This window comes from Brachymonas sp. KE5 (genome assembly GCF_057773645.1).
Genome location: NZ_CM173463.1, coordinates 1,216,205 through 1,228,907, shown reverse-complemented (window position 1 = coordinate 1,228,907; position 12,703 = coordinate 1,216,205). Strand labels below are relative to the sequence as shown.

General features: G+C 65.0%; 11 protein-coding genes. 4 read left to right on the top strand and 7 right to left on the bottom strand.

Annotated features, from left to right (window positions below; genetic code table 11):
* Positions 1 to 196: 196 nt before the first annotated feature.
* Both ACX36O_RS05870 and ACX36O_RS05865 read right to left on the bottom strand, forming a co-directional pair.
* Positions 197 to 1,597 carry a mechanosensitive ion channel family protein gene (locus ACX36O_RS05870; protein ID WP_213360463.1) on the bottom strand — a complete coding sequence of 467 codons (1,401 nt, stop codon included), beginning with the start codon at positions 1,595 to 1,597 and terminating at the stop codon, positions 197 to 199.
* A gap of 189 nt (positions 1,598 to 1,786) precedes the next feature.
* The gene (locus ACX36O_RS05865) at positions 1,787 to 2,743 is read right to left on the bottom strand and encodes a histone deacetylase family protein (RefSeq protein ID WP_213360462.1); all 957 of its coding nucleotides are present in this window, start codon (positions 2,741 to 2,743) and stop codon (positions 1,787 to 1,789) included.
* Between the two features lie 216 nt (positions 2,744 to 2,959).
* Between ACX36O_RS05865 and mltB the strand changes: the two genes are divergently transcribed.
* Positions 2,960 to 4,102 (top strand): lytic murein transglycosylase B, encoded by a 1,143-nt coding sequence (gene mltB, locus ACX36O_RS05860; RefSeq protein WP_488360187.1) that lies wholly within the window; start codon positions 2,960 to 2,962, stop codon positions 4,100 to 4,102.
* A gap of 98 nt (positions 4,103 to 4,200) precedes the next feature.
* Positions 4,201 to 4,800: a BPSL1445 family SYLF domain-containing lipoprotein gene (locus ACX36O_RS05855; protein ID WP_213360460.1), complete on the top strand. Its 600-nt coding sequence runs from the start codon at positions 4,201 to 4,203 to the stop codon at positions 4,798 to 4,800.
* A gap of 105 nt (positions 4,801 to 4,905) precedes the next feature.
* Here ACX36O_RS05855 and ACX36O_RS05850 read toward each other — a convergent pair whose 3' ends face one another.
* Positions 4,906 to 6,198 (bottom strand): O-acetylhomoserine aminocarboxypropyltransferase/cysteine synthase family protein, encoded by a 1,293-nt coding sequence (locus tag ACX36O_RS05850; RefSeq protein WP_213360458.1) that lies wholly within the window; start codon positions 6,196 to 6,198, stop codon positions 4,906 to 4,908.
* A 102-nt stretch (positions 6,199 to 6,300) separates the two neighbouring features.
* Positions 6,301 to 7,527, bottom strand: coding sequence for a chromate efflux transporter (chrA, locus tag ACX36O_RS05845; RefSeq protein ID WP_371698209.1), 1,227 nt, complete (start codon positions 7,525 to 7,527; stop codon positions 6,301 to 6,303).
* A gap of 142 nt (positions 7,528 to 7,669) precedes the next feature.
* Between chrA and ACX36O_RS05840 the strand changes: the two genes are divergently transcribed.
* A complete protein-coding gene (locus ACX36O_RS05840; protein WP_488360186.1) occupies positions 7,670 to 8,551 on the top strand; it encodes a universal stress protein in 882 nt (293 codons plus the stop codon).
* A gap of 60 nt (positions 8,552 to 8,611) precedes the next feature.
* Here ACX36O_RS05840 and ACX36O_RS05835 read toward each other — a convergent pair whose 3' ends face one another.
* From ACX36O_RS05835 to ACX36O_RS05825, 3 genes are read right to left on the bottom strand one after another with little or no spacing between them, the layout of a single operon-like run.
* Positions 8,612 to 9,517: a YbgC/FadM family acyl-CoA thioesterase gene (locus tag ACX36O_RS05835; protein ID WP_371686378.1), complete on the bottom strand. Its 906-nt coding sequence runs from the start codon at positions 9,515 to 9,517 to the stop codon at positions 8,612 to 8,614.
* Positions 9,518 to 9,543: 26 nt separating this feature from the next.
* Positions 9,544 to 10,524: an alpha/beta hydrolase gene (locus tag ACX36O_RS05830; RefSeq protein WP_213360448.1), complete on the bottom strand. Its 981-nt coding sequence runs from the start codon at positions 10,522 to 10,524 to the stop codon at positions 9,544 to 9,546.
* A 27-nt stretch (positions 10,525 to 10,551) separates the two neighbouring features.
* Positions 10,552 to 11,682 carry a patatin-like phospholipase family protein gene (locus ACX36O_RS05825; RefSeq protein ID WP_213360445.1) on the bottom strand — a complete coding sequence of 377 codons (1,131 nt, stop codon included), beginning with the start codon at positions 11,680 to 11,682 and terminating at the stop codon, positions 10,552 to 10,554.
* 254 nt (positions 11,683 to 11,936) lie between these two features.
* Between ACX36O_RS05825 and ACX36O_RS05820 the strand changes: the two genes are divergently transcribed.
* The gene (locus tag ACX36O_RS05820) at positions 11,937 to 12,518 is read left to right on the top strand and encodes a hypothetical protein (protein WP_250130994.1); all 582 of its coding nucleotides are present in this window, start codon (positions 11,937 to 11,939) and stop codon (positions 12,516 to 12,518) included.
* Positions 12,519 to 12,703 lie beyond the last annotated feature (185 nt).

Sequence of the window (12,703 nt, the reverse complement as noted above, 5' to 3'; positions counted from 1 at the left end):
GTTTATCTCCTGAGGGTGTGTTGATATTTTGGAAAATTCGCGTGTAACACACGAACATCTTATCGCGTTATATCCATTGACGTAAACGTCAATCAACAAGCATTTTACGTTGGTTTTCCTCGGCTTTGCCTGCGGATAATAGAACGATCGTGCTTTTAGTGAGTATACTACCTTCCGGCCACTCGGTTGCGCCCCATTATCGGCCTTCCGTCTGACTTGCCTGTGACAGGGCCTTCGCTGCCGGCGCATGCCCGCCTTCTTCCTGCGAATGCAGTGCTGCCGCGGTGCTTTCGACGCCGCCGCCCGATGCATACAGCCCCTGATGGTGCACCACACGCTGCGGGAAGGGAATCTCGACCTTGTGGGCGCGCAGCGACTGCAGGATCTGCTTGTTGATCTCCGAGCGCAGCAGGCCGGTGCCGTTTTCGGGGTCGCGGATCCAGAAGCCCAGACGGAATTCCAGCCCGTCCGCACCGAAGTTTTCCAGGTTGGCCGCCGGAGGCGGCTCGCGCAGTACGCGCGGCTGCCCCAGCGCTGCCTCCACCAGCAGCCGCTGCACCAGATCAATCTCGCTGTCGTAACCCACAGCCACGGTCGTGGACACCCATACCTGCCGGTCGGCCAGCGAGTTGTTCTCCACGCGCTGGGTGACCAGGGTTTCGTTCGGCAGGATGGCCTCGACGCCGGTGAGGGAGCGGATCAGCGTGTAGCGCGCGGTGATGTCGGAAATGCGGCCCTCGAAACCGTCCACCTTGACCGTGTCACCGATGCGGATGCTGCGCTCGGCCAGGATGACGAAGCCGCTCACGTAGTTGGAGGCCAGCTTCTGCAGGCCCAGGCCGATGCCCACGCCCAGCGCGCCACCAAACACCGACAGCGCGGTCAGGTCGATGCCGGCGATCGACAGCGACACGATGGTACCCACGATCATCATGGCCGCACGCAATACATTGCTCATGATCTTGCGCAGCGACAGCATGCTGCCGGTGGCATTGCGCATCAGCTGCTGCTCGGCCAGCGCCGACAGCCAGAGCGTGAGCAACAGCGTCAGGCCCACCATCAGCGCCCCTTCCAGCAATGAGCGCGCGTCGAACTGGCTGTTGCCGAGCTTGAAGCTGATGCTCTCGAGCTGCTCCAGGAAAACCGGCAGGATACCGCTCACCCACAGCACCATGCCCAGCCAGATCAGCCAGGAGCCGCGCCGCTCGAGCGTGAGCACCCAGCGCGCCTCATGGAAGGCGGCGCGCAGGATCTTGGCGCCCAGGCGGATCAGCACCAGAGCCACCAGCACCGGCAGCGCCACGCGGAACAGCGAATACCGCAGGGGAACGTCTAGCACGTATGGCGCCACGTTGGCCAGCAGCAGCCAGAGCGCAGGGAACAGCACACCGTCGAAATCGCGGCGCCCGAAGATCACGGAAAAGTGGCGGTCTTGCGCACTGGCGCGCCCCAGAAACAGTCTGCGTCCCAGGTGCGTCAGCAACAGTGCCAGCAGGCCCGCTACCAGGATGGCTCCCAGCTGCGTCAGCGTTTCGGGGCGCGAGATGCGGCTGTACCACTCGATCCAGTCATCGAAGCCCAGGCTTGTGCTGCCCATTGTGTCCTTTCCAGCGTATCGGCAAAAAAATGCCATTCTGGCACAGGCGTCCGCTTCAAGCTGCGTGCACTGGCGCGGCTACACGGCTACACGGCTACACGGCTACACGGCTGCTCGCAGCCGGACTTCGGACAAGGCAATAAAAAGCCGGGCGTGGCCCGGCTTTGCAACGGTTGATTCCCGCCGTCGTCAGACGTCTGCCAGCACGCGCAGGTGCGCCTCGACGCTGCGCGCCAGCGAGCTGAGATTGTAGCCGCCTTCGAGGCAGCTGACGATGCGGCCTTCGCAGTGGCGCTTGGCCACGTCCTTGATGCGCTGCGTCATCCACTGGTAGTCAGCCTCGACCAGGCCGAGCTGGCCCATGTCGTCCTCGCGGTGGGCATCAAAGCCTGCGCTGATGAAGATCAGTTGCGGCTTGAACTCGTCCAGGCGCGGAATCCACATGGCATCGACCAGTTCACGGATGTCCATGCCCTTGGTATAGGCCGGCACCGGCACGTTGACCAGGTTGTCGTCGTGGCGCAGCGGCCAGTCTTCGGGGTAGAACGGGTGCTGGAAGTAGCTCAGCATCAGGATGCGATCGTCGCCAGCGACGATGTCCTCGGTGCCGTTGCCATGGTGCACGTCGAAATCGATGATGGCCACGCGCTCCAGGCCATGGCGGGCCACGGCGTACTTGGCGGCAATGGCCACGTTGTTGAAGAAGCAGAAACCCATGGCACGGTTGCCGCAGGCATGGTGCCCGGGCGGACGCACACAGCAGAAGGCGTTTTCGAGCTCGCCGGCCAGCACCGCATCGGTGGCCTCGACGGCTGCGCCGGCCGCCAGCAAGGCTGCACGATAGGTCTTGCTGTTCATGGAGGTGTCGGTGTCGAGCGAGAAGTGCTGCGAGGAACCTGCGGCAACGTCGTCCTCTTCCAGCCAGTCGCTCATGCCGCGGATGGCGGCAATGTGCAGACGGCGGTGCGCCAGCTTGATCTCGGCCAGGTTGGCCTCGCCGGGGGTACGGCGATCCAGCGCGTCGGCCACGCCGGTAATCAGGAGCCGGTCTTCGATCGCATCGATGCGTTCGGGGCATTCGGGATGGCCTGCACCCATATTGTGCAGCTTGCAGTCAGAATGAATGTAGTAGCCAGTGGCGCCCATTCTTTTGTCTCCTCGGTGTCTATTTTTATCACTACAAAGTGTAATGGATTGTTGCGTGGCGCGCAAACCATCCCCTACCCCCTGCACACTGTCGTGCAAGGCGGGTTTCGGGCACGCCGCTACCGTGCGGAACGATCCGCTAAACTGTCCGGGCCGGCCGTCAGCATGCCGCTTTCATCGTACGTTTTTCCACGCTCCAGCCCCATGATTCCTGACTTGCATACTCCTCTATCCCCTGCCCCCGAGCGCCGCCGCCTGCACCTGCTGGGCGCACTGGCCGGAGCCTCTGCGCTGGCCCTGGCAGGCTGCGGCACGCCACCCAAGCCCGACGAGGGCGCCACTCCCGCGCCCGCCCCTCACCCGCAACCGGCACCCGCCTCCTTGGCTCTCAACGGCAGCTACGCCCAGCGCGCCGACGTGATGGCGCAGGTGCCGAACATGGCCCGCCGCCTCGGCCTACCGGAAACCTTTGTGCGCAATGCCATCGGCAATGCCGACTTCCTGCCCAGCGTCCCGCGCCTGATCCTGCCGGCCGGCAAGGGAGTTCGCCGCAGCTGGCGCGTGTACCGCAGCCGCTTCATCGACAACACGCGCATCCGTGCAGGCGTGCAGTTCTGGAACGAGAACGCCACCCAGCTGCAGCGCGCCGAGCGCGAATACGGCGTGCCGGCCAAGTACATTGTGGGCATCGTGGGCGTGGAAACCATCTACGGACGTAACGTGGGCAACATGCGGGTGATTGATACCCTGGCCACGCTGAGCTTCGATTTTCCGCAGGCGCATCCGCGCGCGGCGGACCGCAACGCCTTCTTCCGCAGCGAACTGGAACACTATCTGCAGCTCACCTGGAAAAACCGCGATGATCCACTCACGCTGCGTGGCAGCTATGCCGGCGCCATGGGCCTGCCGCAGTTCATGCCGTCCAGCTGGGTAAAGCATGCCGTCGACTTCGACCGCGACGGGCATATTGACCTGTTCGAAAGCCCGACCGACGTGGTGGGCTCGGTGGCGCACTACTTCAAGCAGTACGGCTGGGTGAGCGGGCTGGAGCCGGTCTTCGACGTAACCTTCGACCAGAGCCGCCTGCAGCTGGAAACGCTGCTCGGCCCGGACATCACGCCAAGCTTCACGCCGGAACAGTTCAGCGAACTGGGCGCCACGGCCGTGGGCTTGCCCGCCGGCTTCAACCGCAAGCTGGCGCTGATCGAGTTGGAGAATGGCTATGCACCGGCCTCGTATTACGCCGGCACCGACAACTTCTACGTGATCACGCGTTACAACAACAGCAGCTACTACGCCAAGGCAGTGATCGATCTGGCCAATGAAGTCGAGCGTGCGATGGGGCTGCAGGCGCGCTGAGTCGGGGGCGAATGCCTGCAGAGGAAGGCGCTCTGGTCTGACAGGCTGCAAGCAGCGGGACAGTTAGAGTGGTTTCCATGTTTTGGCTACTGGAGAACATGATGACTTTCCCCGCTTCCCTGCGCACAATCGGTCTGGCTGGCGCCATTGCGGCCGGCTCCCTGGGCCTGGCCGCGTGTACCACCACGCCTTCCACCACTTCGCCCACGCCGACGATTCCGTCCAACACGCGCGCGTCCGTGGACACTCAGGTGGACGCTGCACTGAACCGCCTGTACAACACCGTACCCGGCTCGCGTGAACTGGTGGCGCGCTCCAAGGGCGTGCTCGTGTTCCCGGCCGTGGTGGGTGGCTCCTTCATCGTAGGCGGTGAATACGGTCGCGGCGCCCTGCGCGTGGACGGCAAGACACTGGATTACTACAGCACCACCGCGGCCTCGATCGGCCTGCAGGCCGGCGCCCAGTCCAAGGCCGTGTACTACGTCTTTACCACCCAGGAAGCTCTGGACAAGTTCCGCGCCAGCAAGGGCTGGACGGCCGGTATCGATGCAACCGTGGCAGTGGCCCAGATCGGCGCCAACGGCACGGTGGATACCCAGACGCTGCAGCAGCCGGTGGTGGCCTTTGTGCTGAACAACGCGGGCCTGGAAGCCGGCGTGTCGCTGCAGGGTGCAAAGATTTCCAAGATCGCCCTGTAAGTCCCCACTGTTGCCAACAGAAAATAAACCCCGTATCGGCTTTCCGAACGGGGTTTATTTTTGCGTCAGTCCGGACAGGAAAATCCTGTCCGCGCGCGTCGGCCATCAGGCAGCAGCCAGCGCCTGATCCAGATCCGCGATAATGTCATCGCTGTGCTCGATGCCCACGGACAGGCGGATCATGTCTTCGCTCACGCCGGCCTTTTCCAGCTCGGCCGGCGACAGCTGGCGGTGCGTGGTGCTGGCGGGGTGCGTAGCCAGGGTCTTGGCATCGCCGATATTGACGAGGCGCAGGATCAGCTGCAGCGCATCCTGGAAACGCGCGCCGGCTTCACGGCCACCCTTCACGCCGAAATTGAGGATGCCGGAGGCATTGCCCTTCATGTATTTCTGCACCAGCGGATAGTCCTTGTGATCCGGCAGGCCGGAGTAGTTGACCCAGTTCACCTTGGGATGCTGCTGCAGGAACTCGGCCACCTTGCGCGAGTTGTCGCCGATGCGGTCCATGCGCAGCGGCAGCGTCTCCAGCCCCTGCAGGATCAGGAAGGCATTGAAGGGGCTGATGGCGGCGCCCATGTTTCGCAGCGGCACGGTACGGGCACGGCCGATGTAGGCCGCCGGGCCCAGCGCCTCGGTGTAGACCACGCCGTGGTAGCTGACTTCAGGCGTGTTCAGGCGGTGGAAGCGCTCCTTGTGCTCGGCCCAGGGGAACTTGCCGCTATCGACGATGATGCCGCCGATGCTGGTGCCATGGCCGCCGATGTATTTGGTCAGGGCATGCACGACGATGTCGGCGCCGTGCTCGATCGGGCGGCACAGGTAGGGGCTGGGCACGGTGTTGTCCACGATCAGCGGTACGCCGTGGGCATGGGCGATCTCGGCCAGCTTCTCGAAGTCGGTGACGTTGCCGAGCGGGTTGCCGATGGATTCGCAGAAGATCGCCTTGGTCTTGCCGTCGATCAGCTTGGCGAACTGCTCGGGCTGGCGGTAGTCGGCAAAGCGCACCTCGATGCCGTACTGCGGCAGCGTATGGGCAAACAGGTTGTAGGTGCCGCCATACAGGGTGGACGACGTGACGATGTTGTCCCCCGCCTCGGCAATGGTCTGGATGGCATAGGTGATGGCCGACATGCCCGAGGCCACGGCCAGGCCGGCAATGCCGCCTTCCATGGCTGCGACGCGCTTTTCCAGCACGTCCTGCGTCGGGTTCATGATGCGGGTGTAGATGTTGCCCGGCACCTTCAGGTCGAACAGGTCCGCACCGTGCTGCGTGTTGTCGAAGGTGTAGGACGTGGTCTGGTAGATCGGCACGGCCGCGGCGCGGGTGGTGGGTTCGCTGCTGTAGCCACCGTGCACGGCAATGGTTTCGGGCTTGAAGGTGCTGGGATCGAGCGCCATGGGTGGAATTCTCCTGGGGAATACGGTTCTTCTGGAAGGTGGGATGGTACAACCTTCCACCACGTTGGCGGGCCGCTGCCCCTAGACACAATGGTGATTTGCTTATGCAACGGGCAGCAGGACGGATGATGCCCAGCCGGCCAGCGCGCTAACCAGCACCACCAGCCACGGCGCCCAGCGCAGGCGCATCAGCAGCCACAGGGCCAGCCCCGTAACCAGAAGGTCCGCCCACTGATGCAGGCTGGCTGCGCCCTGCTGCAAGAGTGCAGCCAGCAGCAAGCCCACCACGGCGGCATTGATGCCCTGCAGGGCGCTGCGCAGCCAGCGCAGGTGACGCCAGCGCTCCCAGAACGGCAGTGCGCCCGCCACCAGCAGAAAAGCCGGCAGGAAAATGGCAAGCAGCGCCAGGCTGGCGCCTGTCCAGCCAGTGGGCGCCGACTGCATCGTCGCCCCCAGAAAGGCAGCAAACGTGAACAGCGGCCCCGGCACGGCCTGCGCCAGCCCGTAGCCGGCCAGGAATACCGGCGCCTCGACCCAGCCACGCTGCACCAACTCGCCTTCCAGCAGCGGCAACACCACATGCCCGCCACCGAACACCAGGCTGCCGGTGCGATAAAACGCCGCCAGCAACTGCGCCGCCTGCCCCGTCCACGTCATCACGCTGAGGGCAAGCAGCGCCGCAAACAGCATCAGCCAGCCCACGGCCGCCCGGCTGCCCACCGGCACCCGGAGCGAGCCGGCCGCACCCGTGCTGCCCGACCGCAACAGCAGTACACCCGCCACGCCGACCAGCGCCAGCATCACGATCACCCAGCCGGCCCAGTGCGCTCCCCACCCCATGACGACCAGGGTGGCGGCCAGCATCAGTGCGAGTTGCACCGGACCACGGCAGAACGCCTTGCCCATGCTCCATACTGCCTGCAGGATGACGGCAATAGCGGCCAGGTGCAGGCCATGCAGCAGGCCTGGCGGCACCGCACTGCCCCAGTGCACCAGCCCCTGCGCGGCCAGCACGAGCAAAATGGCTGAGGGCAAGGTAAAACCCGCCCAGGCCGCCAGGGCACCCCCATAGCCCGCCCGCATCAGCCCGAGCCCCATGCCCACCTGGCTGCTGGCCGGGCCGGGCAGGAACTGGCACAAAGCCACCAGATCGGCATAGGCCTGCTCGCCCAGCCAGCGCCGCTGCACCACGAAGGCCTCGCGAAAATAGCCCAAATGCGCCGCCGGGCCGCCAAAACTGGTCAGGCCCAGCTGCAGGAAAACAAGGAACACCTCCCGCACGGAAGGCCGGCTGGTGTCAGGCAAAGGGGATGAAGAAGACAGGGGCATGGCAAGGCATGGGAACAAGCATGTCATGATACGGGGCACAGATGACAAATTCCCGCCCTGAACCGGCACCGGCCGTTTGACGCATCCTGTCATGGCCGGCAAGTCCGTTTTCAGCCCCTAACTGCATCCGCACGTCCCGACAATGCACGATTTCAAGCACATTCTTGCCGCCACCGACCTTTCCGCGCCAGCCCGCCACGCCGTCGAGCGCGCCGCCCTGCTGGCACGACAGCTGGAGGCGCAAATGGAAGTCGTGCACGTGGCGGATCTGACGCCGCTGGAAAAGCTGCGCCACATGATGGGCGTGGGGCCCGAGGAACTGAAGGAGCGCGTGGCCACGCGTGCCAGCGAGAAGCTGGACGAGTTGCGGTTCGCCCTGCACAAGCGTCTGGGCGAATTGCCCATGAACGCGCATGTCGAATTCGGTTCGCTGCTGCCGGTACTGGGCGAATACGCGCGCAATGCCGACCTGCTGGTGTGCGGCTCGCGCGGCGAAAGTTTCATGCGGCACCTGCTGCTGGGCTCGACGGCGGAGCGCCTGCTCAATACCGCCGCCTGTCCGGTGCTGGTGGTGAAGCAGCCCATGCACGAGCCCTACCGCAACGTGCTGGTTCCGGTGGATTTCTCGAAGGCCTCGCTGCAGGCCATCCGCCATGCGCAGCAGATTGCCCCGGGGGCGGAACTGGTGCTGCTGCATGTGTACGAGGTGCCGTTTGCCGGCTACCTGCGCTACGCCAGCGTTGAGCACGACACCTTCGCCCACTACCGTGACCAGGCCCGCCAGGAAGCCACGCAGAAGCTGCAGGCATTGCGCGACGACGCCGGCCTGCCGCTGGACAGCACGCGCCTGCTCGTGCTGCAGGGCGACCCGGTGATGCGCATCGTCGAGCAGGAGCAGGAACAGTACGCCGAGCTGGTCGTGCTGGGCAAACACGGCGAAAACGCGCTGACCGAGATGCTGCTCGGCAGCGTCACCAAGCGCGTGCTGACCGAAGTGCAGAGCGACGTGCTGATCTCGGTCTGACCCTTTCTGCGGATTGCTTTGCCCTATCCCGCCGCCAGCCCGGTGGCGACCTGAGCTGTTTTACAACGCCAGACGCATGTCTTGGTGCGGCACACCGCACTCTTCGTAGACAGGGCCGAAGGGCTGGTACCCCAGGCGGCGATAGAAACCGGCTGCCGACAGCTGCGCGCCCAGCTGGATATGGCTGTCGCCGCGCATGCGCGCGCTTTGCTGCAGGGCCTGCATCACCAACTGGCCGGCGCCCGTGCCGCGCAAGGGCTGCAGCACGGCCACGCGGCCGATGCGACCGATGCGCAGCGGCCTGCCCTCTTCCTCCAGCTCCAGCGTGGGCAGCAAGCGGGCGGTGGCCAGCGCCATGCCGATGCGGTTGCTCACCACCGCATGCAGCGCGGCTTCGTCCAGGCCATCGTATTCCTCTTCGGGTGCGAAGCCCTGTTCCTGCACAAAGACGGGTTCGCGTACCGCGCGTGCGAGTTCACTTAGGGTTGACCAGTCGCCCGTGCGGCAGTGGGTCATCTCCACGCCGGATTCAAAGGCGCCATAGAGCTCACGCAAGGGCTCCGGCACCGGCATGGCGCGCCGCTGCACCGGGTCTGCATAGACGTAGAGCAGCTCCGCGCTGTTGAGCAGCTGGTTGCCGCCAAACACCGCCCCGGAAAACAGCAGGCTGCTGTTGCCGATACGCTCGCAGCGCAGGCAGACCTCGACCAGATCGTCCAGTTTTGCGCTGGCGTGAAACTCGGTCGTCGCCTTCTTCAGGTACACGTCACAGCCAAAGCGGCGCATGGTGTCGCCATAGGCCAGGCCGAGACTGCGCCAGTAGTCGCTGAAGGCGGTGTCATACCAGGCGAGATAGTGTGCGTTGAAGACGATGTTCTGCAAGTCCACCTCCGACCAGCGCACACGCAGGCGGGTGACATGGCGGAAGGAGGAACGGCTGGACGCCGAGAAAACGGCCTGGCTCATGGCAATGACTTCCTTGTACGTGCAAATCAGGGCTGCAGCGCCTCGCGCAGGGCGCGCGCCGCATCCTGGTGTGCCTGTCTTGCCTCGGGAATGGCGTGCCCCATCTTGATGAATTCGTGGATCACGCCGTGGTAGACCTCCAGCTCCACCGGCACGCCGGCATGGCGCAGCTTGTCGGCCCAGAGCAGGCTGTCGTCCGCAATCGGATCGCATTCCGCCAGGCCCAGCCACAGCGGCGCCACGCCATCCACATGCTCGGCGTGGATGGGGGCAAAGCGCCAGTCGGCAAACTGTGCAGCATCCTCGACGAAGGTGTGGAACATCCACTGGATCTGCGGTTCGGTGAGCAGAAAGCCTTCGGCATAGAGCTTGCGGGACGGCGTGAGCGCCTCGGCCTGCATGCCGGGGTAGAACAGCAGCTGCAGGCGCAGCGAAATGCCCTCTTGCGCGGCCTGTACGGCACAGCCCGCCGCCAGTGTGCCGCCGGCACTGTCGCCACCCACTGCGATGCGGGTTTCATCCAGGCCCAGCACGGCTGCGTGTTGCGAGACCCAGTGCACCGCATCCCAGGCATCGTTGAAGGCTGCAGGGAACTTGTGTTCGGGCGCCAGACGGTAATCCACCGACAGCACGGCGCAGCCGCTCAGGTGGCTCAGCACGCGGCACAGCGTGTCATGCGTCTCCACGCTGCCCACGACGAAGCCGCCTCCATGGAAGAACACCAGCACAGGCAGCACGCCCTGCCCTTCGGCCAGCGGTGCATACAGACGCGCCGGCAGGGGATGGCCGTCGCGGTTGGGAATCTGCAGGTCTTCGACGCGCGCCAGCGCGGGGGCATCCACTTCGAGCACATGCGAGCCCATGGCATAGGCTTCGCGCGCCAGATCGACCGGCAGCGATTCCATGGGTGGACGCGGCTTGCGGTGGATGCGCTGCAACAGATGGCGGACGTGCGGCTTGAGATGGCGCCAGGCTTCAGGCTGAATATGGGGATCGGGCAGGTGCATGGAAATTTCGGAAGAATCAGCCTGCCATCATAGTGGCCTGATGCGCGATGGATCGGGACGCTCCAGCCATTCGGCGAATTCTTCCACCAGCTGCTGGCTGGCCGCCACCGCCTGCGTCCAGGCCTTGACGCGGCCTGCGTGGTCGTCGATATAGTGTTTGAAGTCGTTGCGGTCCGGCAGCTTGCCGTTGGGCAGCTGGCGCACCCAATCCGGATCGGGCGCGAGCAGCAGCATGTGGTCCAGCGCAGACGTGCTGGCATGGCGCCATTGCAGCGCCTTGTCGAGCCAGCCCGGCACCACGGCCTGCTGGAAGTGGGGATAGAGCACGATGCTGCCGGTACCGTCCGCGCTGGCCGGGGCGGCGGCCTGCCCCTGCAGATAGCGCAGGTGCAGGTGGTAGTCGGTGATGCCGCCATCCCAGTAGGCGCCGCGCGGCGCGCCCGGGATGTCGTGCACGGCCTGCAGCACGAAGGGAATCGAGCCGCTGGCCTGCAGCGCAGGCATGAAGTTGTCGGGCGTCAGGGCCACCTGGTGCGTGCGGAAATCGGCGGTGTCAAAAGGAAGTGCACCCAGCCCGTTGCGCTCCACCGTCGGCGCGGAGAACACCACGCGGTCCAGCCAGTGCGACAGTGCCTGCCGGTTCCAGGCGTTGGCACCATAGGCCGCCAGATAGCCGAGATGGCTGCGCCCTGCCCCCTCGCGCGCCAGCAGATGCCGCCCGCGTGCCGTGACCACATGCAGGCGGTAGCGCGGATGTTCCAGCACCTCTTCGACGCGGCCGCCATAGAACTGCTGCAGATTGCGGGCAAAGGCTGCGCTCACTTCGGATGGCGGCGGCAGGCGCTTGCGCCCGCGTACCGTGCGCGTCTGGAATTCCTCGTTGATGTAGTTGTACTCGAGCAGCTGGAAGGCCTGCACCGCATCGGGCAGGCAGGCGGTTGCCATGCGCCAGGCGCCGATCGAGGCACCCACCAGATGCACCGGCTGCGCACTGCGTGGCAGCCAGTCACCGAACAGGAACTGGTCCATGCGCAGCAGCATCAGCCCCTTGGGCCCGCCCGCCGCAGCGGGAATCACCCCGATGTGCCTGGGCAACAGGCCATGCTGCTGTACATGGCGCAAGGCGGCAGGTCCGGCGTAAATGGCTAGGGCTTGCATGGCAAATGGGCTCGAAGTGGAAAGTAAGCAGCAAGTGTAGCCAGCCCGGATGGCCGAAGCTGAATGCAGCATTCACCTGCCGGAAAACGTGATGCAGTACCGCTTTCCGCCGCAACGCACGGCAAGCGCATCTTGCAGCGCCGGATGCAAGCCGTAACAATCAGGCTCCGCCCGGGGATTGAAGCGGTTTGCGCTCCCCCGCATATGGGATGGCCGCGCATGCGGCATCGTCGCCCACCACAAGGAGTACGCACATGAATGCCATGGACATGGCCCAGGGAGATCCCCGTCTGGAAGCAGCGATCGTCCGTTCGCGCAAGCTGCTGCACAAGAAGGCCATGACGGGCGCCGTCACCAGCATGGTGCCGATTCCGGGCGTGGACTGGCTGGTGGACGCCTCGCTCATGACCAAGGTGATTCCGCAGATCAACCAGGAGTTCGGCCTGACGCAGGCGCAGATCGCCCGGCTCGATCCGCAGAAGCAGGAGCGCATCCAGAAAGCGATTGCCGCCGTCGGCGCGGTGATGGTGGGCCGCCTGGTGACCAAGGAGCTGGTGCTGCGCGCCGCGCGCATGGTGGGCATGCGCCTGACGACCAAGCAGGCCGTCAAGTACGTGCCGCTGGCGGGCCAGATGGCGGCCGCCGCGCTGGGCTATACCGCCCTGCGCTATCTGGGCGAGCAACACATCCGCGACTGCGTGCGGGTGCTGCGCGAAGCCGGGCTGGCCGAACTGCTGCCGCCCGCGCAGTCGCTGGAATTGCCCCTGGAAACCCCGGCACGCAAGCGCACGCTGGGCAAATGGCTGGGGCGCCCGGGTCAGGATTCAGCCACCTGAATGCGCTGGCTGGCGTCCTGAATCCATTCCGGGATGCTAACGACACCATGGCTACGCTGATGCGTGGCCATTTTTGTCTGGTGCATGCAAAGCCACCCGGTGCGCGCCGATGCCGGGCAGGGACGCGTTTGCACCCAGTTAGCAAGCCGTCAGCCAGACAAGGCACAATAACGCCTGCAAAACGC